The sequence below is a fragment of the Moritella sp. 24 genome, from assembly GCF_018219155.1.
Lineage (GTDB): Bacteria > Pseudomonadota > Gammaproteobacteria > Enterobacterales > Moritellaceae > Moritella.
The window spans coordinates 4,433,198-4,457,786 of the sequence record NZ_CP056123.1; the positions used below are offsets into that span (position 1 = coordinate 4,433,198).

Genomic DNA, 24,589 nt, shown 5'->3' on the forward strand with positions numbered 1-24,589 from the left:
GCCTTAATGTTTAATTTTACTGCCAAATAATGACAATCTAAATTCTTTATTTTTACGTACGAAATAGACAAAATCGTCGGTAATACGGCGCACCTGAAAACCTGAAACCCAACTTCCCGCTTGTACTTCTTTATCATTCATAATCGCAATATGTGTATTATTTCGGACAAAGATCGCCTGTAAACTTGGTACTCTCACTTTTGCCTTCGCTTGAGCTCGAATAACAGGTTCCACAGCTCCCCAAGGGCCAGTTGGATCATCAAGAACATTACCATTAATCACACCTTGTCCAGCGTAAGTAACATTCGTAAGTATCAATAACAGCATTGGTAGTAATAATTTAACCACGAATAAATTCCTTATTAATACTCAAGGTATAAATTTCCATCACCACTTGTGCAGTTGGGTAATCTTGCATTTGATAGTCAAAAACGTCCCAATAGAATTTTTTTGGTAATTGCTCAATCGTATTTAAATAAGCTTGAATATTAAAAAATGATCCTGTCATCGTAATACGTAAACCGTGACGATAAAGCAATACTTCAGAATCCGATGTCACCGTGACGGCAGCTTCAGGTTTAGCAAGCGCAGCATCTATATTTTTTGATATTTCATCACTCTTAATAATATTATTCGCATTAAGATCTTGGCCATTCGCACTCGCAAATTTAGGTTTATTCTCAACCGTACTTTCGACCTTATTCTCGACCTCATCGCTTGCACTGTTATTACCAGTAATCGTTGTCACAGGTAATGATTCAATCGCGATCAATTTCACACGTTTAGCACGGCTTAATACATCGCCCAGTACTAATGCCATTTGATTTGAATTAATTAAATCCGCAGTTAAATCGGTTAATTTACCATTTGCTTTGTTGAGTTCAGCTTCTGTTCGTGCGATTCGTAACTTAACGACTTTATTCGGATCACTAGCAAGCGCTTGCAGTAGTTCAGCTTTATCAAATTCATATTGTCGCTGCTGCTGTGTTAATGATGACAACTTCGACGTTGATTTTTGATTCTGTATATAAATAGGTTCCAGCCATAAACTATAGATAAGATAAACAATCGCAATAAACAGCGAGCCAACCAATAATGAACGTTCACGCATTGATAATAAGCTGAACTTAGCTTTCATTGTCTGCCAATGTTGTTGCATTATTCAGTTACCTCAGCGACGACCTGATTCGTTAACGTAAACGCAATCACATCATCGCTGTTCCGATTAATATTTAATAAATTAAACTCTCGCCCCTGTAATGATTTACCCTGAGAGAATTTACGGATCCAACGTGGAATAGCTTCATGTGTTCTCGCGATCCCTGTTAGTGTCATTTTGTCACCCGATAAACGAATTTGATTTAAGCGAATATCTCTATCACGTTGCGAAGCCAAGTCCGACATTAAAATAGCAAAACCACTTGATTGCACTAATGCTAAATCTGATAACTGAACAAGTAATTCATCACGATACTGTAAGCGTGTTTGTAATAAGTCTAACTGCTGCGTTAATGCCGGGTTCTGAATATGTAGCGAGACTTGATTCGACAAATCAGCCACTTCGGCTTCTTGTTCAATTAATTGGTTTTTTGCTATTTTAATTTGCTTTTCCAGCAAGGCTTTATCAGTTTCCGCCATATAAGCAAGGATCAGCATTAACACTAACGTGACAGCAATCATCACAGCAGATTGTGTTAATGTTAAATATTCTTTTTTGGGCCTAAATGCCTGTGTATATAAATTTACGCGATTTTTCATGACGATTTTTCCAACGCTCCACCAATTGCCGGTAAAAAGCCAGTATCAACATTATCACCAATGTACGCATGCTTTAATGGCGTAACAGGTATCGTAAAGTTAATTTGTAAGCGTGAAATTAACGGTTCTAGAATCATACTCGGTAGTGCCAAGTTTATTTCTTTAACTTCAGGTAGTTTTAATTGGCTAACAACAAAGTCCGCTGAACGCTGAATCTCTAAACTAAAGTTATCTAACAAAGATGTATCAAGCTGACTTTCTTGTAGATCACGTAATCGTGAAAAACCACGTAGACGACGTGAAAAATAGAGCTGATTATCATAAATAATAGTCAGACTTACTTCTTGATAATCCTGCTGGGCAATTAACATTTGCGTGCTTTTTCGAGCTGTATCTGCGCTCGTGTTAAAAAGGTTTGCAGTTGCCAACTCTTCAATACCGATAGTCACGAGTTCAAGCTTCGACTGCTTTATCGCGGTAATAATTAATTCAACTAAGCTCTTAGAGCTGTAAACCAAGTTAATTTTGTTTTGATTAGGTACCGAAAAATAATCAAATACAACGCTATCAATTGCTTCACTAATAAACTCTTTGGCAATAAAAGGCAGTGTACTGGCAATTTCGTCATCAGGCACACTTGGCTTATCAATTTGTAATAATTGGTACAATTGATTCGACAATACGACATGGCAAGCTGACGATTGTAATTTATGCTTAACAATCATTGCACTCAGCGTTTTAACCAACTCTGAAATATCATTGAAGGCAGTTGAGTCCAGTACTGAGATCGCATCATTGCTCGCCGACAAGGCGCAAATATCAACACGCTGTTTAGCAATAAAAACACCCAGTTTTGCTTGTGTATTACTATTTTTTAACCAGGGTATACGCATAAAAAGCTGTCGCACCTAAATGAATGAATAAATGAATGAAAATAAGCCAATAACCATCATACTTTAATCGACTTAAAGTAGTAAGCAAAGTGTGAGGTTAGCATTATATTATCACCTTTAAATAGCGTAATCATCACAGAAAAGTAACATTAAGACTCAGCCAATGTACTGAGTTGATTACAAAAATATCCCTGCGCGCCATAAACACCCAGTTTATTAAGTGCGTCCCACTCTCCTTTCGACTCAACACCCACTGCAATAACTCTAGTGGCTAAGTTAACGGTACCACCCAGAATACTCCGAATTGCTAACTGGTTAATTTGTCGCTTATGCAGATCACGCACTAAACTAGGATGGATCTTGATAACATCCACATCTAATTTTTTAATATACGATGAGTTCACGACATCTTTACCCACCATGTCTACATCGAGGCAACAACCCAAGGCTTTCAGTTTTTTGGCTGGCTCTAATAACATCTCTAAATTATAATTAATTTGGTATTCATGGATCTCAAAATGCAGCATCGCACGTGATTTAACAGGCAGACGAATAATATCTAAATATACTTCACGCATAAAATGCTTATCTAAATAACTCTCGATATCTAAATTAATGCCGCAAGAAATGGGAGCGTTTTTCTCTAAATTAGAAATTGCACGTTCAACGGTTAAACGATCAATACGCTTCAATACACCACATTTTTCAGCCATCGGTAGAAACACGCCAGCATGTATCCACTCTTTATTTTCATCTTGTAGCCTTGGGTATATTTCATGACCCAGTACCTGCTTATCTTTCATGCTTAAAATTAATTGCTCTTCATAATGAAACGCATTATTTTTAAAAGTGCGATCAAACAGTCCACGCCACCTTACCGTGCCTTTTGCATAAACAGGTGTCTGCTCTTCTTGCTCATACAAGAACCAGCCAGAAGAACCCTGTAATACCGCAATCTTCAATGCTTGATCGACACTTTCTAACACCTCTTCTGCTGATTCACCATAGTTATAAATAGCAACACCGGTATAGAACAATTCATCACAATCAACAGGTGTTGATAAGCTCACACGGGTAAGTAACTTGTACAATTGCTTCATCACAATTTCAGATTCAGGCCCTGTGATACGTGGTAATAAAATAACAAACTGATCGCCACGATAACGAGCTAATACAGATCCCGTAAAGCGGTCAACAAACTTACTTAATAGTTCGCTCACCGATTTAACCATCTCATCAACACTTGCGACACCATGGTTATAATTGAGTTGAGATAATTCATAGAGCTCAATTTTGATCGCAGTACCTGCAATAACGCCAGGATCTGAAAGCATGTCTTCTAATTGATTTAAAAAGAAGTCTCGATTACCAATCCCTGTCGAAGGATCAACAAAAGCATTTGTACGCATATAAGAATCAAAACGACTACGTTCTTGTTTTGTATCTTCAAGATCGGCTATTAACTTATCAAATGCTCGACTTGTTGCTTTAGGCCATTCAAATTCAGAACCCACGGCAACTTTAATATGATCACCATTGAGTATTTGATAACTTCGACTAGAGAGTAATTCCGCGCCATACATCCCCTTTTTAAGAAAGTGAATGGCAATAACTAATCCGAATATGGCAATGAGTAAACCAATACTCACACCACTAAATAATTCTGGCGGGTAATCCATCGCATAATAAGGAGAAAGCATAATCACTTTCGCTTTGAAGTCGCTATTTGCTTTTAAATCGAAATGATATTCTTTTAAAAAAGAGGTGACTTTGTCTGTATCAGGCGTACGAGCATCAAAGTCATAGCTGACAATACCGTCTTTTTCGACAGTAAGTTGTAATACTGAATGTGCACGTAATAGCTCTGGTAACCAAAACGCAAAGCGAGGCTCGCTGTCTTCCATCGCCAGCTGTTCGTCCATCACATCAATCAATCGAGAAATATTTTGCTTTTGAGTTTCAATGGCAAGACCGCGTAAGCTGACACCGCCTCCCAGCAATACCACGCCAACTGATGACAGCACACAAAACACAATAAAACCAATCAGTTTGTTGGTAAATTTCATATATTCCTATACATCCCTATATCAGAAATTCATGATGAAAACACAAATTATGGTAACGACAAAATAATGTCGATATAGTTAATTATTCTACTGCATTCTGTTAGCAATAACATATAAAAAACTAATATCATGGGGTATGAACACAATAAAAAACACCAAAGCGGACGTTAGGCATAATTAATTATCGATAATTACCCCACAGTAAATACAAAAAAGCCCCGAAAAATCGGGGCTTTATGCATTCTATTTTAAGTGTTTATTCTTACACTTCTATAAAATAGGGGATCTAGAACGGGATATCATCATCAAAATCTGCAGAAGGTTCGTTGAAACCTTGTTGCGGAGCTTGTTGTTGAGGTGCTGGAGCAGGAGTTTGCTGTTGTGGAGCATAACTTTGTTGCTGAGGCGCCTGTTGTTGCTGTGGTTGTTGGTTATAACCACCTTGTTGTTGCTGTGGTGCTGCTGGCTGTTGTGGTTGACCCCAACCTGCATTTTGGTTTTGTTGTTGGTTATTATTGTTATAACCACCACCTTGCTGCTGTTGACCACCTTGACGAGAACCGATCATTTGCATCACACCGTTAAAGCCTTGTACTACAACTTCAGTGGTGAAACGGTCTTGACCATTTTGATCTTGCCATTTACGCGTTTGTAATGCGCCTTCAATATATACCTGTGAACCTTTACGTAAGTATTCACCAGCAATTTCAGCTAGTTTACCGAATACAGCAACACGGTGCCATTCAGTTTTCTCACGCTGTTCGCCAGTTTGCTTATCACGCCATGACTCACTTGTCGCAATTGTTAGATTGGCAACCGCGCCACCATTTGGAAATGAGCGGATTTCAGGATCATTACCTAAATTACCAAGAATAATTACTTTATTTACGCCACGACTGGCCATGCTAGCTCCTGTGCTGTTCACGAACCAGGTTCAAAGCCTGGTCTATTTCAAAATCTTTGGTCGCTTTTAAATAAGCAACCTGCTCTTCTAATACTACTACAGCTTCATTAATACCGGAAATTGATATTAGCTTTTCGGCGATTAATTCAGCTTCTCTTTGGTTTGCAATAGTCACAGATATGGTATGTGCTTTAACTTGGCCTACATTTTCTAAGCCTAAAGAAATAACAAACCATACGATCATCACCGCTGAGATAACAAAGAATAATCCTTGCGAGCCCAACTGAGAATACAAACTACCAGCAATGATACCACCACAAAATGCACCCGCAAATTGTGATGTTGAATAGATGCCCATCGCAGACCCTTTCGCACCAGCAGGTGCAGACATAGAGATCATAGCGGGTAAAGAGGCTTCTAAAAAGTTAAATGCTGTAAAATACAATACGATAGAAAGTGCAAATAACCATAAATTGCCATTTGCAAACCCCATCACACAAAGTGCAATACCCATTAATACAATCGCAAATAAGAAAAATTGTTTATTCATTTTCTTTTTAGCGGCAATAATCAGCATTGGCACCATTAACACAAACGATAACAATAACGCGGGGAAATATATCCACCAGTGGTGCTCACCAACCAGTCCTGCATTTTCAAGTTCAAATGGCAATGATACAAAAACAGCTGTTAATGTTAAGTGCAGTAAAAAAATACCCACATCCAAGCGTAATAATTGCGGGTCACGCAACATCGCTTTTAATTTACGTTTATTTGTACTCGCATCACCAGCGGGGGCTTTAGTTGTCGAATTAGGCACAATAAAATGTACAACCGCCATGCCTAATATCGCCAAGCCAGCTGTCACAAAGAAGATCCCTTTCAGACCAATCCATTGTGCTAATACAGGTCCAGCTACCAATGAGAATGCGAAAGAAAGTCCAATACACATACCAATAACGGCCATCACTTTTGGTCGCTGTTGCTCACGTGTAATATCAGCCGCTAAAGCAAGGATCGCACTGGCTACCGCACCGGTACCTTGTAATACACGCCCTACGGCAACGCCATAAACAGAATCTGCAACACCAGCAACAATACTGCCTAAACAAAACAAACCTAAACCTGCAATAATTACCGGTTTACGACCAATTCGATCGGATAACTGTCCCATTGGTATTTGCAATATCGCTTGAGTTAACCCATAAGCACCAATAACAATACCGACCCAAAGCGGTGAATAACCAATTAAATCACGTCCGTAAATAGCAAAAACTGGCATGATCATAAATAGGCCAAGCATTCTTAAACCAAATACTAACGCTAGCGACATCGCTGTTTTTTGCTCTAATTTAGATAAAGCTACATTATCCATAATTAATCCATCAACCTCTTATTATTTACGCCGCCATATTAACACGTCATCTCAGCTGACAATAAAAATTATTTAAAAGAAACAAAATAACGCTCGCCATGCTTTAGCATTAACAAAAAACAAAAATAACCGCAAAATGCCGTACTAACAAAATAACCTGAAATAAAACGCCATGATTTATCGTTAATACAATGAAAACAAAATAAAATACAAGATTAAACCATAAAAATAGCTAAAGAATGAAAGTATGAGTTGGGATAAAACTAAATGCGAACTTGACTCATTTATAGCACCTAGATATGTTAAGTACTTGTTAACGACTTAATGATGTATCATTCTCAGTAAGATTAGCTCGCGACTTTGACTATCAGTTAATACTTTAGTATCAAGATCTATCGAACTTAGGTATTACAATTAACACTTTAATTAAGTCATTAGCTAAGTTTAACCGTTTTATAATGCTAACCAGCATAGATATGGATATCGCCACACACACTAAAGGATTTAGTCACATGTCGGATTACCCAAATGTAGTATTACTGTCTCAACCTAGTCTTCAAGTTGCCACGCTCGTTTCTTGCTTAAGAGCAAAACTTGATATACCAGTACAACAATTACGTGAAGTTGCCGAAGTTGAACGTATCTCAATTGATGATAATTTATTATTACTTGTTGATACTGATAACCTAAGTGCCACATCGCAAGAACAATTGAAAAATAAGTTAAAACAGTACCATGGCATGTTTCGATTAGCATTAATTAACCTAAGTGATGATACTACAATGGAAAATATCTCCACTTGGCCATCAATATTCGGTGTCTTCAATAAACGAGATGAACTCGATGTCGTATGTAAAGGTATTGAGAAAATTACTGAAGGTGAGTTCTGGATGCCAAGGCGCACGCTTAGCTCATTAATTTCAATTTACCGTTCAACTAAAGCTGTTGATTTGGATAGAAAACCAGAATTAACGACCCGAGAACAAGAAATTTTACGTCAATTAATGACTGGTTCATCAAATCTAGAAATTGCAGATGTACTCTATGTCAGTGAGCATACGATCAAATCACACCTGTATAATGTCTTTAAAAAAATCAAAGTCAAAAACCGTTTACAAGCAGTATCATGGGCAAAAGAAAATCTGATTTAACCAAGAATCAAGCTCGATAATAAAATCTCTTAGACTAAGATTTATAAAAAACCATATCTAATATGGTTTTTTTATACTTAAAACTAGATAATTAACTAAAACCTCCCGCCTGCAATGTTTCAATTATGTTACAACTATGATACTTCTAATACTTAATAATGAGAACGTATGGATACGTGATTTTATCGCTCACCATTCAAAGGATCTGAAGTGGAGCAAAAATACGAGACACATAATGGGTTCCAGCAAGGAGGCCAAGATGAAATTGACCTGACGCATCTATTTAATATAATTAGACGCTCGTTCTTACGCATCTGTGTACTCACTACGCTCATCGCCATTATTGCAGCAATATTTATTACTGACCTTCCTCCAATTTATAAAGCCAGCACCGTATTGCAATTACAAGTCCAACAAACGAAGCCAATTGCGATTCAAGGTGTATTACAAAACGACGTCAATAATAAAGATTACTTCCAAACACAAATCGAGATCCTGCGTTCTGATTTAATAACAGAAAAAGTAATTACTAAACTCAACTTATCTCAACATCCTTATTACACACAGCGCAAAATAAACAGCCAATTAAATCGTGTCATCAATGATATAATTAGTGTCATTTCACCTGCCAAGCTTACTGAATCCGCAGTAATCAACCCACAAGTTTTAATTGGGCAAATTAAAGCAGCAGTTAATGTATCTCTAATCAAAAACACCCAATTACTGACAATTAGCTACGAGCATAACTCCCCCGTATTAGCGGCATTAATCGCAAATACGTATGCAGACGTATATATTCAACATAATCGTGATTTTCGAATACAACAAACAGTTAACGCGTCACTTTGGTTAAAGGAAGGCGTCCAAGCCCTCAAAGACAACCTGAACTTAGCAGAGCGTAATCTCACCACTTTTCTTCAGCAGGAAAACTTAATTGATGACAGCGGTGTTGATAACTTTACTGCGAAAGAATTACAGAACCTAACAGCCAAATTAAACAATATAAGAAGTGAATTAATTAGTGCACAAACCCTCTATAAACAAATCAGTGAGGCGCAGAACTTAGACTTACTGACATCTACATCTATCAAAGCATTCTCAAATCAATCTGTACTCATTAAACTGAGACATGATTACACCCAAGCAAAAAATAATAAGGAAGAACTATCTAAGCGTTACGGTCCATATCACGATAAAATGATCCAAGCGAATACCCAACTCAGTGTGGCCAAAGATAATGCACAAAACGCACTGCAACAAGTCGCACTCGGGTTTAAAAAAAATATAACCTTACTTGAGCAAAACGAAGCCGCCATCATTGCCGCATTAGAAGTTAAAAAAACCGAACACCGAACTCAAATAAAACAGAAAGCACGTTATAAAGAACTGAACCGTGAATTAGCCTCAAGCAACGAATTATATAATATGTTTTTAATGCGTTTAAAAGAGACTAACCTTACCAACGATCTTAATTTATCAACGGCGACTATTACTGATAAAGCCAAAATTCCGCTCTCTCCTTTTAAGCCCAAGCGAGCATTAATTTTAGTCTTAGTTATCTTATTAACCCTTATGCTTTTAGTCGCACATGCACTTATTCATGCCGTATTTTTTGTCAATCAAGACAACGTAACCAACCTACAAGCACCATTACTCGGATCCCTACCAGATTTCAAAGCGATTAATAAAAAGTTTAAACAACAATCTCCACAACAATTATTCCTGACTAATAAAATGATTTTTGAAGCCGTACAAAGCCTACGAACATCGATACAATTATCAGCTAAGACCAAAAAACAACAAGTCATTATGGTCACTTCAAACAGCGTGGGTGAAGGTAAAAGCACATCCGCGATTTACCTCGCAATGGCGTTAGCACAAACTCACAAGACCATTATTGTAGAAGCAGATATGAGAAAGCCGTCAGTAAGAAGAAAGATGGGTATTCCAGATAGGCAACGTGGGTTAGTCGACATATTGACGAAAAGTGGCAACTTAAACAGCTATATTTGGCATGATCAACAAACCAACCTATCCATAATATCTGCCGGTGAATTAACGGATAGTCCATCCAATTTGCTTAGCTCAACGCGTTTTACAAGCTGTTTAAAAATATTAAGATCTCAATATGAATATATCGTGATTGATACACCACCAAGTCAAATAGTCAGTGACGCATTAATAGTAGGTCAACAATCTGATTTTAATATCTTAATTACCCGTACAAACAACTCAAAGATTGGAGAACTAAACAGTACTATCGAATTACTTAAAAAACATAATATCAGTACGGATGGCATTATATTAAACCAAGAATCATTAAAAAATGATAAACGTTATCAGTACCAATATCAGTATCAAAAAGAGGCTGCGCAGGCGTCATAGCCTTGCAGCACACTTATGACCGCGATTCAATATACACTCACCGCTATCTATTTAACGCCATTCGCTTTATTTGCAAGTAGCACTTCAGATAAAACACCAAGTATAGGCTTAGATGCGATCTCTGAACTTGGCTTTAAAGCCATTCCAAATATCATGATCAATTATAAGCACGATGATAATATTACCAATACAAAAGCCAATCACCAAGCTTCTCATTTCACAGAAATAATCCCCTCATTGCGTATTGAAGGACAAAAATATAACAACCTGTTTTCGTTCGCTTACCAAGCTAGGCAGAGTCTTTATGGTGATAATACGGATCTTAATTATACCGACCACCAGTTTCATGCAAGACTTTCTAGAGATATGAATAAGCGTCATCGACTTGCCTTTTCGTATCAGTTTGATATTGGTCATGATCCGGCAAATACGGGTATATCAGAGGGCAATGAACAAATAACAACCCCCGCTATTTTTTATACTCAGTCTACGCAACTAAGTTACAGTTATGGCAGCAAAACCTCAAAAGCAATACTAGAACCAAGATTTGGCTTCAATGATAAACGCTATGACGACAACAGCGGTAATGATGTCTCAATGGCAAATTTTGATGAATATAATTACGGCCTTAGTATTTATTATAATATCGCCGCCAGCCTGAAAATACTGTTTGATATGAGTAGTACCACCAGTGATTATGCGGGAAACAATAAACAAAAAGACAGTCAAAATGGCTTAGTGTATACCGGTTTAAATTGGGATATTACGGGTAAAACAAAGGGGTCACTCAAAGTCGGTTATGAGAAAATAAATTTCGCTGATAGTACTAAAGACTCTCAAGCTAGTCCTAGTTGGGATATAGGAGTTAGCTGGTACCCGAAAACCTATTCGGTCTTTACGCTCAATACGAAACAAAAGATCACTCAAGCCATCCTCAATACAGACAGTATAAAAACAAATAGCAATTCGATTAGCTGGCAGCACAAATGGCGTCATAACCTATCGAGTTCACTGAGCTATAACAACTTAAGAGAAAAGTATCAGAGCAGTGCTCGAGAAGACATAAGTAACGCAATTAATATCTCATTCTCTTATCAATTTCGATATTGGCTCGCGTTCGGATTAAGCTATGAATATAAAGATAAATCATCGTCAGAATCACAATTCGAATATGATAAAAACATTTATGGATTAACCAGTAAATTCGTATTTTAAAGTAAAGGAATACAGTAATGAAAGGACATAACACCTTATATAGAACATTGTTTTTTATGTTTATCCTGCTAACTGGTCAAGCCAATGCACATAAACAGCACCACAGCTATAAGCTCGGTGCTGGAGATAAAATCGCGATTGAAGTGTATGGAGAAAAAGATCTCAGTGTAACAGTCATTATTGATACTTCAGGGAGTATTGATTACCCCTATCTCGGTGAAATTAATGTTGTTGGTTTAACGCCTGCCGAAATCAAACAGAAAATTTACACCGGATTGAAAGGCCCCTACCTCATTTCACCAAAAGTCATGGTTAGCATTGCCGCATTCCGTCAATTTTATATTAAAGGCGAAGTAAAACGACCTGGTGGATATCCTTTTAGGCCAGGACTCACTGTCGATAAAGCCGTCGCACTCGCAGGAGGTTTCACCGAACGTGCAGCAAAACAATCTATAATGTTGTCAAATAATAGCGATTTAAGCCAATCGTATAGGGTTGAACCTGATGATCATATCGCTCCTGACGACATTCTTAATATCGAACAGAGTTTCTTCTAAAGTAATGCCTAACAAGTCCTAATATGAGATACTGGCTGATTATTTTATGTAGTGTGAGTTATGTATGGATCAAATCATTGTTCGGGGCGCACGCACCCATAACCTTAAAGATATCAACGTTGAACTACCTCGCGATAAGCTTATTGTTATCACAGGGTTATCAGGTTCTGGGAAGTCGTCATTAGCATTTGATACGCTTTATGCAGAAGGCCAACGTCGTTATGTAGAATCACTTTCTGCTTATGCGAGACAATTCCTATCTTTAATGGAAAAACCAGATGTTGACCATATTGAAGGTCTGTCACCTGCCATCTCTATCGAACAAAAATCCACATCACATAACCCACGTTCAACCGTCGGTACAATCACCGAAATTTATGATTACCTACGTTTGCTATTCGCTCGCGTTGGCGAACCTCGCTGTCCAATACATAATGCACCACTAGCAGCACAAACGATCACCCAAATGGTTGATCATGTTTTAACGCTAGAAACCGGTCGTAAATTGATGTTACTTGCTCCGATCGTGAAAGAACGAAAAGGTGAGCATGTAAAAACATTAGCTAACTTAGCAAGTCAAGGTTATATCCGCGCGCGTATTGACGGTGAAGTCTGTGATCTTTCCGATCCACCCGCACTGGATCTACATAAAAAACATACCATTGAAGTTGTGATCGACCGATTCAAAGTACGTGACGATCTACAATTACGTCTTGCAGAATCGTTTGAAACGGCTCTTACTCTTTCAGGTGGTACAGCTTACATTGCTGACATGGACGATAGCGAGATGGATCCTATTGTCTTTTCAGCTAACTTCGCTTGTCCACATTGTGGTTACAGCATGGCAGAGCTAGAGCCAAGGATCTTTTCTTTTAATAATCCAGCTGGCGCTTGTCACACTTGTGATGGTTTAGGCGTACAACAATACTTCGATCACGACCGCATCATTATTAACGCCGATCTTAGCTTATCTGGCGGTGCGATCCGCGGCTGGGATAAACGAAATTTCTATTATTTCCAAATGCTGACATCACTGGCTAAACACTACAAGTTTGATCTCACTAAACCGTTCAACTCATTAACGATCGAAGTTCAAGAGTACATTCTGCAAGGCAGTGGTGAACAAGAAATTGAATTTAACTACGTGAATGATCGCGGTGACATCGTTGTTCGTCGCCACCCTTTCGAAGGGATCATTCCGAATATGCAACGACGCTACAAAGAAACTGAATCAAATGCAGTCCGTGAAGAACTGGGTAAATACTTAACGACAAAGTCTTGTGAGACTTGTTCAGGTTCTCGTTTACGCCAAGAAGCCCGCCACGTTTATATTGCAGAAACAACGCTACCTGAAGTATCAAGAATGGCGATTGGTGAAGCCTTCGATTTCTTTGCTAACATTGAACTAACAGGTCAAAAAGGTCAGATTGCCGAGAAGATCCTAAAAGAAATTGGTGATCGCCTTGGTTTCCTCGTCAACGTAGGGCTTAACTATTTAAGCCTAGAGCGCAGCGCGGAAACCTTATCCGGTGGTGAAGCACAAAGGATCCGTCTTGCCAGTCAAATTGGCGCAGGTCTGGTTGGTGTAATGTATGTTTTAGATGAACCATCGATCGGCTTGCATCAACGAGATAACGAACGCTTATTACAAACCTTGATCCACCTACGTGATCTTGGCAATACCGTCATTGTCGTTGAACACGATGAAGATGCGATCCGTGCAGCTGACTACGTCCTCGATATTGGTCCCGGAGCAGGTGTTCATGGTGGTGAGATCGTTGCGCAAGGTAATGTCGACGATATATTAAAAAGTGAAAAGTCTCTAACAGCCGATTATCTAAGCGGTCGTAAAGCCATTGAGATCCCTGCGCAGCGTACACCGTTAACGGATAAATGGGTTCACCTTAAAGGCGCAACGGGTAACAATTTAAAAAATGTTGATCTATCTGTTCCAGTTGGCGTAATGACCTGTGTAACTGGTGTATCAGGTTCAGGTAAATCAACATTGATCAATGACACTTTCTTTAAGATTGCACACATCGAGTTAAATGGCGCAACGGTAACAACGCCCTCGCCTTATACGTCGATAGAAGGGCTCGATCAACTTGATAAAGTTGTCGATATTGATCAAAGTCCAATTGGTCGAACACCACGTTCGAATCCTGCAACTTACACAGGTATCTTCACAGCCATCCGCGAGATTTTTGCGGGTACACAAGAAGCGCGTTCACGTGGTTATAAACCCGGTCGCTTTAGTTTTAATGTAAAAGGTGGTCGTTGTGAAGCGTGCCAAGGTGATGGTTTGATCAAGGTAGAGATGCACTTCTTACCCGACGTCTACGTCCCTTGTGATAGCTGTAAGAGTCAACGCTATAACCGTGAAACATTAGAAGTTCGTTACAAAGGTAAAAATATTCACGAAGTACTGGATATGACAGTTGAAGAAGCCAATACCTTCTTTGCTGTGATTCCACCTATCGCGCGAAAATTACAAACCTTAATGGATGTTGGTTTGTCTTATATTCGTCTTGGTCAATCAGCGACAACTTTATCGGGCGGTGAAGCTCAACGCGTTAAACTCGCTAAAGAATTATCCAAACGTGATACCGGCCAAACCCTCTATATCTTAGATGAGCCGACAACAGGTCTGCATTTCCATGATATTAAATTGTTGATGAAAGTATTACATCGCCTACGTGACCATGGCAATACTATCGTCATTATTGAGCATAACCTGGATGTTGTTAAAACGGCTGATTGGGTCATTGATCTTGGCCCTGAAGGCGGTAGCGGGGGCGGTGAAATTCTTGTCGCTGGCACGCCAGAAACTGTATCTGAGCACCCAGAAAGCCATACTGCACGTTTTCTAAAACCTATGTTAGCACGTGCGAAACAACTTCAAATTATTAACCAAGAGTCATAATATGAACCTAACAACATTGAAAAAAGGATTTTTCATTACGTTCGCCGTATATATGCTGATCGGGATGCATTATTTTCAACATAACGGCGGCGGTTCAGGGCTTCATTTACCCTTTAATGTCATTGGCTGGATCTTTATTTCAGCCTTGATTGGCATCGGTCTCTGGCAAGCAACAGTACAAGCGAAACTGGTTTATTCTCGTTTAAGTTTACTGTTTATCGCTGCAACAACAGTCATGTTAATACCAGTATTATATGCAGACCCGATAGTCGCAGGCCTTAGTTATACAAGACTTCTAGGCTTAGTTGGTGGGTTACTATTTTTCATTGCCCTACAGCAATTACAGCTTAGTCAGAAACAACGGTTAACGTTGTTATATTTAATTTTAGGCGCAGTATTTATCGAGGCTTATATTAGCTTGGTGCAATACTATCTATTACCCGTAAATAATATATTTGGTTATCAAAAGATAGCCAATCGTCCTTACGGTATTTTTCAACAACCGAATGTTTCTGCTTCGTTTTTAACAACCGGTATTGCGCTGGCTTTATACTTGTTAACACAAACAAAATTAGATGAAAAAAGAAAACGTCGATTTTGTTATGTCACAACCTTTATGGCTGTGATTCCCTTAGTATTACTGCAATCTCGAACGGGTTACTTATCATTATTAATCGCATCACTACTATTGCTACCTTGGGTGTGGCTACAACTACGTGAATCAGGACAATTAAAAAGCTTATTTATTTGGCTAGCATGCTGTGCCATTGCTATTGCCATTGGTGCTTATTCATTAGAAGCAGCAAAGACCGTCGCGCGTTCAACCGCTTATTTGACCGATCCCGGTGCTCGAATGCCTATCTATCAACACGCCTTGGCAATGTTATTAGATAAACCATTGCTCGGCTGGGGTTACGGTAGCTTTGAAGTGGAGTTTCTCAACACTTATAGTCAAGCGTTGAATCAAGGGCTTGTCTTACCTGGTTCACCAGAAAACCTCGATCACCCACATAATGAATTATTATACTGGGGTATTGAAGGTGGCTTAGTTTCATTAGCAGGGATCGCGTTATTAATTGTTGGCTTCTTACGTATTATCGTCAAACAGCCGTTATGGCAAGCTCTCGCATTATTAGGGTTAGTATTCCCACTCGTCTTACATAGCCAAACTGAATACCCATTTTACCATTCCATCGTGCATTGGGTTGTGTTCTTAACCTTAGTTTGGTATATCGCCAGTCGTTATGGCAATACAAAAACGATAGCCTTCAAATACACTTTTTTGTTACGTACATTAGCGTTATTAATTCCACTCGTCACGACCGCTTTCATGGTGACAACGCTGCACACAAATAAGCTATTAACTCAATATGAACGCAGTGACCGCAGTGACATAACCCCACTAACAAAAGTGATTAATCCTGTTGCTTGGATCTCGCGTTTAGAATTCAATGCCATGATGTATCGTTTACAAATTGCGATGTACAATAATGATATAGCAGAGTTAAATAACTACATTAATTGGGCTAATGAGATAAGCAAAAAAACACCAAGAGCGAACATTTATATTAATTGGAGTCGTGCGCTAGCAAAACTAGGCCAACAACAGGCTGCAGATAAATTACTACAACAAACAGCAATCATGTATCCACGTAATGAATTAGTGCAGAAATTTGCAGCAAGCCAAGCTGGAATAACTCAGTAAGAACATAATACAAAACAAAAAAGCCACTCTACATTCATCATGCAGAGTGGCTTTTTTATATCAATCAATTTGCTAATATCGGTTTAACAAATTTTCTTTAATACATTTTTAATTCAATGTTTCTTCTAATGCACGCAAGCATAACGCGACATTTTCAGTACGGGCCGCATAACCCATTAAACCAATACGCCATGCTTTACCTGCAAATGCACCCAGACCTGCACCAATCTCAAGATTGTAATGTTGCAATAATTGATTACGTACAGCAGCATCATCGACACCATCAGGAATAACAATCGTATTCAACTGTGGTAAACGACAAGCCTCATCAACAATAAACTCGATACCTAGCTTTTCTAAACCTGCACGTAACGCTAAATGCTGCTGAGCATGACGTTCCCATGCGTTCTCTAGGCCTTCAGTTTGTAATTGCACTAATGATTCATGTAATGCATATAACGTATTAACAGGAGCTGTATGATGATAACTACGTTTACCTTCACCAGACCAGTAACCCATTACTAATGTTTGATCTAGAAACCAACTTTGCACAGGTACAGAGCGGTTTTGAATTTTTTCAACTGCTGCAGCACTAAAGCTCACAGGAGAGATACCAGGAACACAAGACAAACACTTTTGAGTGCCTGAATAAATAGCATCAATACCCCAATCATCAACATACAGTGGCACACCACCGAGTGAGGTAACGGCATCAACAATTGATAAACAGCCATGCTTTCTTGCTAATGCACATAATGTTTTCGCATCAGAAAGTGCACCAGTCGATGTTTCGGCATGCACAAAAGCAACAATTTTAGCATCTGGATTAGCCGCTAAAGCTGCTTCCAATTTTTGCGGGTCAACAGGCTTGCCCCATTCATCTTCAACCTTGACAAGTTTACCACCAGAGCGTGTTACGTTTTCAGCCATACGACCGCCAAACACACCATTGATACAAACAATTACTTTATCGCCTGGTTCAATTAGATTCACAAAACACGTTTCCATGCCTGCAGAACCCGGTGCTGAAACAGCCATAGTACAAGGGTTTTTGGTTTGAAATGCATATTGCAGCAATTCTTTAACTTCATCCATCATTTGCACAAATGTCGGATCGAGATGACCTACAGTTGGACGACTTAATGCTTGTAATACATTAGGATAAACATCTGAAGGGCCAGGGCCCATCAAAGTACGTTGTGGTGGGTAAAAAGAGGTAATGCTCATTCACTTTCCTTGTCATATTGTGAGAACAGTCAGCAGAAGCAGTACACTAAAATGACACTGCTTGCTCTACGTTCTAAACTATCTGTTAAGCTTACTTAAGTATTAAGATAGATTAATTTACCATTGCGTCGTGTTTTTGCAAACAATAAAGCAAAGTTTTGTTTACAAAAATACTACATAAACATTGGCAATCAGCTTATCGTTGCGACATAATCAGCAATACCATCAAGCAACATCTGCACAGATATCATCACTAATAGCATACCCATTAAACGCTCTACTGCCGCTAAACCTTTTTCACCGAGAATACGATTGAAACCTTCATAAAACATAAGAATGAACGCACTCAAGCCCCACGCAATAATTAACGCTGCTGACCATTCAAACATTTTATCAGGGTCTTGATGTGCTAATAATAACAATGCAGCTAAAATCGATGGGCCCGCTAATAACGGAATAGCCATTGGCACAATAAAAGGTTCCTCACCTGCGGCAAGACCGGTTAGTCCACCTTCGGTAGGAAAGATCATTTTAATCGCAATTAAGAATAAAATGATACCGCCAGCAATACTCACCGCTTCTTGTTTCAAACTCAAAAAGCCAAGAATTTTTTCGCCTAAAAATAGGAACAGCAACATCACAAACAATGCGATCAATAATTCTCGTATCATTACCGCACGTCGACGTTTCTTATCGATGTGTTTTAAAATAGATAAAAATATAGGTAAATTACCTAACGGATCCATGATCAAAAATAACATCACCGCTGCCGAGATTATTTCCATTTGCATTAACTTAAACTCCCTAGAACATACAATTAGCCGACTGTAATTGCTGAGCTCAATATACCAGAGAGATGACAGATATAAAGGCTTTAATAACAGTTAATAAAACCTGACTATAGTAACTTTAAAGGAATAAAAAATTAAATAAACGAAGATAATGAGAATTCACTGCCGCTCATGATCGCGACAGTAAACAAAGCATGATTTAAAATAGAATAATACTAGCTGAGTGCTTTCGCGAGTAAAGCCTGTTGGTCTTCAGTAAACGGTAATTTCAATGCTGCTTCATGCCCTTTTTCTGACATTTTAGCCCATGTTTTTTGAACAATAACAATCAACTTTTCTTCCGTATGCTTTTCTGAAAACGCAGTGAAGTAATACTTTAAGAACACTAAACAAATCACATCTTCGAGTGCTTGAACTTGTGGATCACGCTTTAACTTCTCTTTACGTAACATACGACCAATTGCTTGAATTTCCTCTTGGTCACAGCCAACTTTACCTGCAATCGCCATTGCTTCTTCTGCGTGTAAACGACCTAACGACTGACGCCATTTGTTATAACCTTCACGCCCTAATGGATGATCGCTACGTGGAATACTCCAACGCTTAATATGTTGAGCACGCGAAGCGATTTGCAATGCCGTTGATGCTTCAGGCATAAACTCAGCTAAACATTCACTCATGCGAAGACCATATAGCCACTCTTTTGGCTGGGCAACACCGTCAACCATTTCAGTTACTGGGTCACATTGATTTATTTCATCAATTAATTGTATTGCTTGCTGTATCCGTTGCTCTGACATGACATCCTCATTTTCAATAGGGTTACTTCGGCCTATATTAGCAAAGCATGTGGAAAGTTACTCATAAACAAGGATAAATAAACAATAAAGAAAGTTTATTCTTGGTGATCTATCTGTGATGGTCGCTGTGGTTCTATATTTTCACCATAAAAATAGCCCACTACAGCACCTGCTAATTTAGATTTTGCAGACACAGTATTGGTATTAACATCATCTTCAAACGAATAAGCGAACAGATCATCAAGCGCAACAACGTTAGAATGCGCGCTCTCACCTTTTAAGATTGTATTCGAATGAGGTAATTGTGATGCCAAGGCTTTGACTTCATCTAATTGCTTTAACCGCAATAAATCCGCAAGTGCCGTTTTAATAATGTGATTGATTTCGGCAAGTTGCTGACGATCGCGAGTACTAAGCATCGACTTAGCTAAGATAGCTTGCCGTATCAAAAGAACCTCGGCAATAATAATTTCTGGAGGTTCCGTCATATCAACCGACAGTGTCACTTCAGTCTGCTTATCAAAGATCCCTGCACTTTCAGCGACAACATGCTCGATTACTTCAGTATCATCATTTTCTGAAAGTGAGTCATTAGTCTGCTTTTTCTTGCTTTCAGAGCCATGTTTTTTTGAAGTGAAATTAAAAAGATCTTTGTCCGCAGTACTATCCTCAGCTGAAGATGAGGCATTGTCAGGCGTAACAGCAGGGGTTATTTCTCGCTTTTCTGCATCACGTTCAACCGCTGCAGTTGTCGGATTTAGCGCATTAGGTATGCCCGTTGGTGTGGGAATAACGAGTACCATTACTGATTCCCCATGCTAAGGAAGAGCACACAATACAAATGACCAATACCAACTTTTGCTTGTGTGAACATATCAGGTTCATCCATGTCATGAATTACGGCTCATCAATAACCCCATTATAAAATGGGTTCGCTCACCTGAGTTTATAACGAATTATTAATAAAATCCTGCAATTTATTAACAAAAGCATCTGGTTCAGAGATAAAAGGCGCATGCGAAGACGCTTGAAAGATAATACAGGGAGAGCGTGGTAAATAGTCATTAATCCAATTCACCGCCGTTTGTGGAACAAGTGCATCTAAGCGACCGTAGCAACGATAAAAAGGCATAGTGAGGAGTGGTAACTGTGAACGTAAATCAACAGTTTCTAATAACTTTAAGCCATTACTTAACGCTTCAGCATGTGGTTGAGGACGTGCAGCTAACAACGATTTTAACTGTTTAATATCTTGTTTAGCAGTCTCACTTCCCATCCCTTGAATCGCTAAAAATCGATTAATCGTTTGTGGTAAATTCTGTTGTAATTGTTGCTGAAATTGCGCTAACACCTTCCCTGCAATACCAGCCCAAGCAGGTAAATCATCCATTGTTTCCGCGGCCATAAACTTAGGTGAACTCGCCACTGTCACTAACGCTGAAACTCGTTGAGGGTGCTGCAATGCAAAATGGGTCGCACAAAGTCCACCTAGGGACCAACCAAGCCAAATTGCATTCTGAGGAACAACCTTATCTAACGCATCACTAATATCAGCCAATGATTGGCTAGCAAGATAACTCTCATGACTAAAACCAAAACCTGGCAGGTCAATTAAATGTAAGCGATAGTGTTCTGATAGCAACGGTACGATAGATTGCCAACAGGCACTATTAAGTCCCCAACCATGTAACAGCACAAGATCAGGACCGTGGCCGACAATATCGACATGTAACTTTGCGCTACTGCTTACATTTTTAATCTCTGTGGCGACGACTTCTGACATATTACCCTACACTTGACGAATTATTTAGCCATGAGGATATACTAATCAAACGAGTAGATATAGCCGAGATACGCAAACTCAGCATGAAATTATTACAGCCTCGTTGTTACTTATGCGATATGCCAATTGATAATCTACAGCCTTTTCTATGTCTATTATGCCAACAAGAATTACCTTATTTATCGATGAGTAGTTGTTCTAGATGCGGACTCCCCAAAAACAAAACGATACAAAAACAATGTCCTGAATGTATAAAACAAAAACCGCCTTGGCAGAAATTAATCGCCTGCATGACCTACACCCTAGAATGCCAATATCTAATTAAGCAGTTTAAGTTTGCTCAACAGCCACAATTACATCACCTTTTTTCACAATTATTAAGCCGTACAATTGCAGGTAGAATTATTCAGCATAATTACAGCCTACCAGAAGCAATTATTTATATTCCACTTCATAAAAAGCGTCAATCAAAACGCGGCTATAACCAAGCTCAATTATTAGCAAATGGCATCTCGAAACAATTACAAATACCACTTATAACAGATAAACATTTTACCAGAGTTAAGCACACCCAAGCGCAAGCTCAGCAAACAGAGTTAGGACGTAAAACAAACATAAACAATGCATTTCAAGTCTCAGGACCTTTTACCGTTAAACATATTGCACTAGTTGATGATGTCGTTACCACAGGTGAAACAATACGAGAAGCCTGCTTAACATTATCTGCAGCAGGGATAGAACACATTGATATATGGTGTATAGCTAGAACATTAGCGGATTAGTGGTTTCTAATGACAAATAGCGTTACAATTAAAGACATAGTAAATTAGTCAGGTATGACAAAGAGGACATCATGATAACAATTACTGAAGCGGCACAAACTCACTTTGTAAAATTACTTAGCAACCAAAAAGACGGCACTAATATTCGTGTATTCGTCGTTAATCCAGGCACAGCAAATGCAGAGTGTGGCGTATCATATTGTCCACCTGAAGCAATTGAAAGCACTGACATTGTATTACCATTCAGTGGTTTTGATGCATTAATTGATGACATGAGCAAACCATTCCTAACAGATGCTTACATCGATTTTGTTACTGATAAAATGGGTTCTCAACTAACACTTAAAGCACCTAACGCAAAAGTACGTGCAGTTGCAGACGATGCGCCTCTATCAGAGCGTGTTGACTATGTGATCCAAACAGAAGTTAATCCACAGCTAGCTGGTCACGGTGGTCACGTTGTACTAACTGAAATCACTGACGACGGTATTGCTATTCTGCAATTCGGCGGTGGTTGTAATGGTTGTAGCCAAGTAGACTTTACGTTGAAAGAAGGTATTGAAAAGCAGCTACTAGAATTGTTCCCTGAAGAACTAACTGCTGTAAAAGATGCAACAGAACACCAAGCTGGTGAGCACTCTTACTACTAAGCATCATTAGCTAAGTGGTGGCACTATGATTTGAATAAACCGACAATTAATCGGTATAAATCAGACATAAAAAAAGTGACGGCTTACGCTGTCACTTTTTTATAGACAAAACTTATCTACAAAGAATCGTTATTCGCCTTTCTTATCTCGAGCTAACAAGTCTAACGCTGCTTCTTTAGCAGATTTATTCTCATATAACACTTGATAGATCTGTTCGGTAATTGGCATTTCCACACCAAGACGCTCAGATAACAAATAAACTTCTTTGGTATTGCGATAACCTTCAACAACCTGACCAATCTCAACTTGAGCCTCATCAACGCCTTTGCCTGCACCCAGTGCAAGACCAAAACGACGATTTCGACTTTGATTATCAGTACAAGTTAGTACTAAATCCCCCAAGCAAGACATACCCATAAAGGTATTTTTATCAGCACCGAGTGCTTCACCCAAACGGCATAACTCTGTTAAACCACGGGTGATTAAAGCAGTACGAGCGTTAGCACCAAAACCCAGACCATCAGATAAGCCAGCACCAATAGCAATCACGTTTTTCACCGCGCCGCCAAGTTGCACACCAATAAAGTCATTGTTGGTATAAGTTCGTAAGCTGCGGCCACAATGCAACAAGTGTGAAATATCATCCGCAAACAAAGGGTCTGTTGATGAAACACTAATAGCAGTTGGTAAACCAGCCGCTAATTCTTTCGCAAATGTCGGTCCAGAAAGCACCGCCAATGGATAGTGCGTACCAAGAATATCAGTTGCTACATCTTGCAACAAACGTCCAGTCTCAGCTTCTAAGCCTTTAGTCGCCCAAGAAATACGTGAGTCTTCACGTAAAAATGGTTTAATTTGACTCAGTACATCACCAAAAACATGACTAGGTACAACAATCAAAATATCACGACTTGCGGCAATCGCTTTCTCTAAGTCAGCTTCCAATACCAAAGCATCAGGAAAGGCAATGCCAGGTAGGTACGCTTCATTACTGCGTGTCTTAGCAAGTTCGGCAACATGCTGTGGGTTATGTCCCCACAACACAGTTTTATTACCATTACGTGCTAAAGACATCGCCAATGATGTTCCATAAGAACCAGCACCGAGTACTGTTATCAAGGCTGCGTCAGTCATCACTTAAGAATCCAGTTTTTGCTCTGCAGGAACTTCAGCAGCTTGTTGTGCTTGTTGAACGTAAGATGCGAATAGTGCATCGAAGTTAACTGGCGCAAGGTTTAACTGTGGGAAAGAACCACGGCTAACTAAGCTAGCAATTGTTTCACGTGCATATGGGAATAGGATGTTTGGACAGAAAGCACCTAAACAATGTGCTAATTGGCCTTCGCTCAATTCACCAACAGTAAAGATACCTGCTTGTTGTACTTCACATAAGAAAGCAACTGTTTCGCCATCTTTAGCAGTAACAGTAAGTGATAGCACAACTTCAAATACACCTTCACCTAGTTTTGAGCTACGTGTATCTAAATCTAATTTAACTTCAGGTTTCCATTCTTGTTGAAAGATCGCTGGAGAATTCGGACATTCAAAAGATACATCTTTGATGTAAACACGTTGGATATTAAATTCTTGTTGATTTGCTGATTCTGACATAAGTAAATTCCAA

General features: G+C 39.0%; 22 protein-coding genes. 8 read left to right on the plus strand and 14 right to left on the minus strand.

Features of this window, described 5'->3' with window-relative positions; all coding sequences use genetic code 11:
- Positions 1–3 precede the first annotated feature (3 nt).
- The 7 genes from HWV00_RS19800 to HWV00_RS19830 form a co-directional block, all read right to left on the minus strand.
- A complete protein-coding gene (locus HWV00_RS19800; RefSeq protein WP_211684012.1) occupies positions 4–348 on the minus strand; it encodes an MSHA biogenesis protein MshK in 345 nt (114 codons plus the stop codon).
- Positions 341–1,159, minus strand: a complete 819-nt coding sequence (locus HWV00_RS19805) for a glucose-6-phosphate isomerase (protein ID WP_255554842.1) — start codon at positions 1,157–1,159, stop codon at positions 341–343. Before HWV00_RS19805 ends, HWV00_RS19800 begins: the two co-directional genes overlap by 8 nt.
- On the minus strand, positions 1,159–1,758 hold the full coding sequence (locus HWV00_RS19810; protein ID WP_211684014.1) for a PilN domain-containing protein: 600 nt from the start codon (positions 1,756–1,758) through the stop codon (positions 1,159–1,161). The genes HWV00_RS19805 and HWV00_RS19810 overlap by 1 nt, the downstream gene beginning before the upstream one ends.
- A complete protein-coding gene (locus HWV00_RS19815; RefSeq protein WP_211684016.1) occupies positions 1,755–2,651 on the minus strand; it encodes a biogenesis protein MshI in 897 nt (298 codons plus the stop codon). Before HWV00_RS19815 ends, HWV00_RS19810 begins: the two co-directional genes overlap by 4 nt.
- Positions 2,652–2,800: 149 nt before the next feature.
- Entirely contained in the window at positions 2,801–4,717 is a 1,917-nt protein-coding gene (locus HWV00_RS19820; RefSeq protein ID WP_211684018.1) for an EAL domain-containing protein, read from the minus strand.
- Positions 4,718–5,003: 286 nt separating this feature from the next.
- Positions 5,004–5,621, minus strand: coding sequence for a single-stranded DNA-binding protein (ssb, locus tag HWV00_RS19825; protein ID WP_211684019.1), 618 nt, complete (start codon positions 5,619–5,621; stop codon positions 5,004–5,006).
- 1 nt (position 5,622) lies between these two features.
- Positions 5,623–6,996: an MFS transporter gene (locus tag HWV00_RS19830; protein WP_211684021.1), complete on the minus strand. Its 1,374-nt coding sequence runs from the start codon at positions 6,994–6,996 to the stop codon at positions 5,623–5,625.
- A gap of 512 nt (positions 6,997–7,508) precedes the next feature.
- Between HWV00_RS19830 and HWV00_RS19835 the strand changes: the two genes are divergently transcribed.
- The 6 genes from HWV00_RS19835 (at position 7,509) to HWV00_RS19860 (ending at position 16,932) form a co-directional block, all read left to right on the plus strand.
- Entirely contained in the window at positions 7,509–8,147 is a 639-nt protein-coding gene (locus HWV00_RS19835; protein ID WP_211684023.1) for a LuxR C-terminal-related transcriptional regulator, read from the plus strand.
- Between the two features lie 210 nt (positions 8,148–8,357).
- Positions 8,358–10,532, plus strand: coding sequence for a polysaccharide biosynthesis tyrosine autokinase (locus HWV00_RS19840; protein WP_211684025.1), 2,175 nt, complete (start codon positions 8,358–8,360; stop codon positions 10,530–10,532).
- A 15-nt stretch (positions 10,533–10,547) separates the two neighbouring features.
- Positions 10,548–11,747 carry an outer membrane beta-barrel protein gene (locus tag HWV00_RS19845; protein WP_211684027.1) on the plus strand — a complete coding sequence of 400 codons (1,200 nt, stop codon included), beginning with the start codon at positions 10,548–10,550 and terminating at the stop codon, positions 11,745–11,747.
- A gap of 17 nt (positions 11,748–11,764) precedes the next feature.
- Positions 11,765–12,304: a polysaccharide biosynthesis/export family protein gene (locus tag HWV00_RS19850; protein ID WP_255554843.1), complete on the plus strand. Its 540-nt coding sequence runs from the start codon at positions 11,765–11,767 to the stop codon at positions 12,302–12,304.
- A gap of 64 nt (positions 12,305–12,368) precedes the next feature.
- Positions 12,369–15,227 carry an excinuclease ABC subunit UvrA gene (gene uvrA, locus HWV00_RS19855; protein ID WP_211684028.1) on the plus strand — a complete coding sequence of 953 codons (2,859 nt, stop codon included), beginning with the start codon at positions 12,369–12,371 and terminating at the stop codon, positions 15,225–15,227.
- Position 15,228: 1 nt separating this feature from the next.
- Positions 15,229–16,932: a PglL family O-oligosaccharyltransferase gene (locus HWV00_RS19860; RefSeq protein WP_211684030.1), complete on the plus strand. Its 1,704-nt coding sequence runs from the start codon at positions 15,229–15,231 to the stop codon at positions 16,930–16,932.
- Between the two features lie 108 nt (positions 16,933–17,040).
- Here the strand turns inward: HWV00_RS19860 and HWV00_RS19865 are convergent, their stop codons facing one another.
- The 5 genes from HWV00_RS19865 to bioH form a co-directional block, all read right to left on the minus strand.
- Positions 17,041–18,159, minus strand: coding sequence for an alanine--glyoxylate aminotransferase family protein (locus HWV00_RS19865; RefSeq protein WP_211684031.1), 1,119 nt, complete (start codon positions 18,157–18,159; stop codon positions 17,041–17,043).
- 191 nt (positions 18,160–18,350) lie between these two features.
- Positions 18,351–18,944, minus strand: a complete 594-nt coding sequence (locus HWV00_RS19870) for a YhgN family NAAT transporter (RefSeq protein WP_211686725.1) — start codon at positions 18,942–18,944, stop codon at positions 18,351–18,353.
- Positions 18,945–19,165: 221 nt separating this feature from the next.
- On the minus strand, positions 19,166–19,750 hold the full coding sequence (locus tag HWV00_RS19875) for a DUF4202 domain-containing protein (RefSeq protein WP_211684032.1): 585 nt from the start codon (positions 19,748–19,750) through the stop codon (positions 19,166–19,168).
- Positions 19,751–19,845: 95 nt separating this feature from the next.
- Positions 19,846–20,553, minus strand: a complete 708-nt coding sequence (locus HWV00_RS19880) for a hypothetical protein (protein WP_211684033.1) — start codon at positions 20,551–20,553, stop codon at positions 19,846–19,848.
- 143 nt (positions 20,554–20,696) lie between these two features.
- Entirely contained in the window at positions 20,697–21,533 is an 837-nt protein-coding gene (gene bioH, locus HWV00_RS19885; RefSeq protein ID WP_211684034.1) for a pimeloyl-ACP methyl ester esterase BioH, read from the minus strand.
- Between the two features lie 83 nt (positions 21,534–21,616).
- On the opposite strand from bioH, the gene HWV00_RS19890 reads away from it, so the two are divergent.
- Together HWV00_RS19890 and nfuA are read left to right on the plus strand one after the other, a co-directional pair.
- On the plus strand, positions 21,617–22,315 hold the full coding sequence (locus HWV00_RS19890) for a ComF family protein (RefSeq protein WP_211684035.1): 699 nt from the start codon (positions 21,617–21,619) through the stop codon (positions 22,313–22,315).
- 71 nt (positions 22,316–22,386) lie between these two features.
- The gene (gene nfuA, locus HWV00_RS19895) at positions 22,387–22,965 is read left to right on the plus strand and encodes a Fe-S biogenesis protein NfuA (protein WP_211684036.1); all 579 of its coding nucleotides are present in this window, start codon (positions 22,387–22,389) and stop codon (positions 22,963–22,965) included.
- 129 nt (positions 22,966–23,094) lie between these two features.
- Here nfuA and gpsA read toward each other — a convergent pair whose 3' ends face one another.
- Both gpsA and secB read right to left on the minus strand, forming a co-directional pair.
- Positions 23,095–24,099, minus strand: coding sequence for an NAD(P)H-dependent glycerol-3-phosphate dehydrogenase (gpsA, locus tag HWV00_RS19900; protein WP_211686727.1), 1,005 nt, complete (start codon positions 24,097–24,099; stop codon positions 23,095–23,097).
- A 3-nt stretch (positions 24,100–24,102) separates the two neighbouring features.
- Complete coding sequence (secB, locus tag HWV00_RS19905; RefSeq protein WP_211684037.1) at positions 24,103–24,576, minus strand: protein-export chaperone SecB; 474 nt, start codon at positions 24,574–24,576, stop codon at positions 24,103–24,105.
- Positions 24,577–24,589 lie beyond the last annotated feature (13 nt).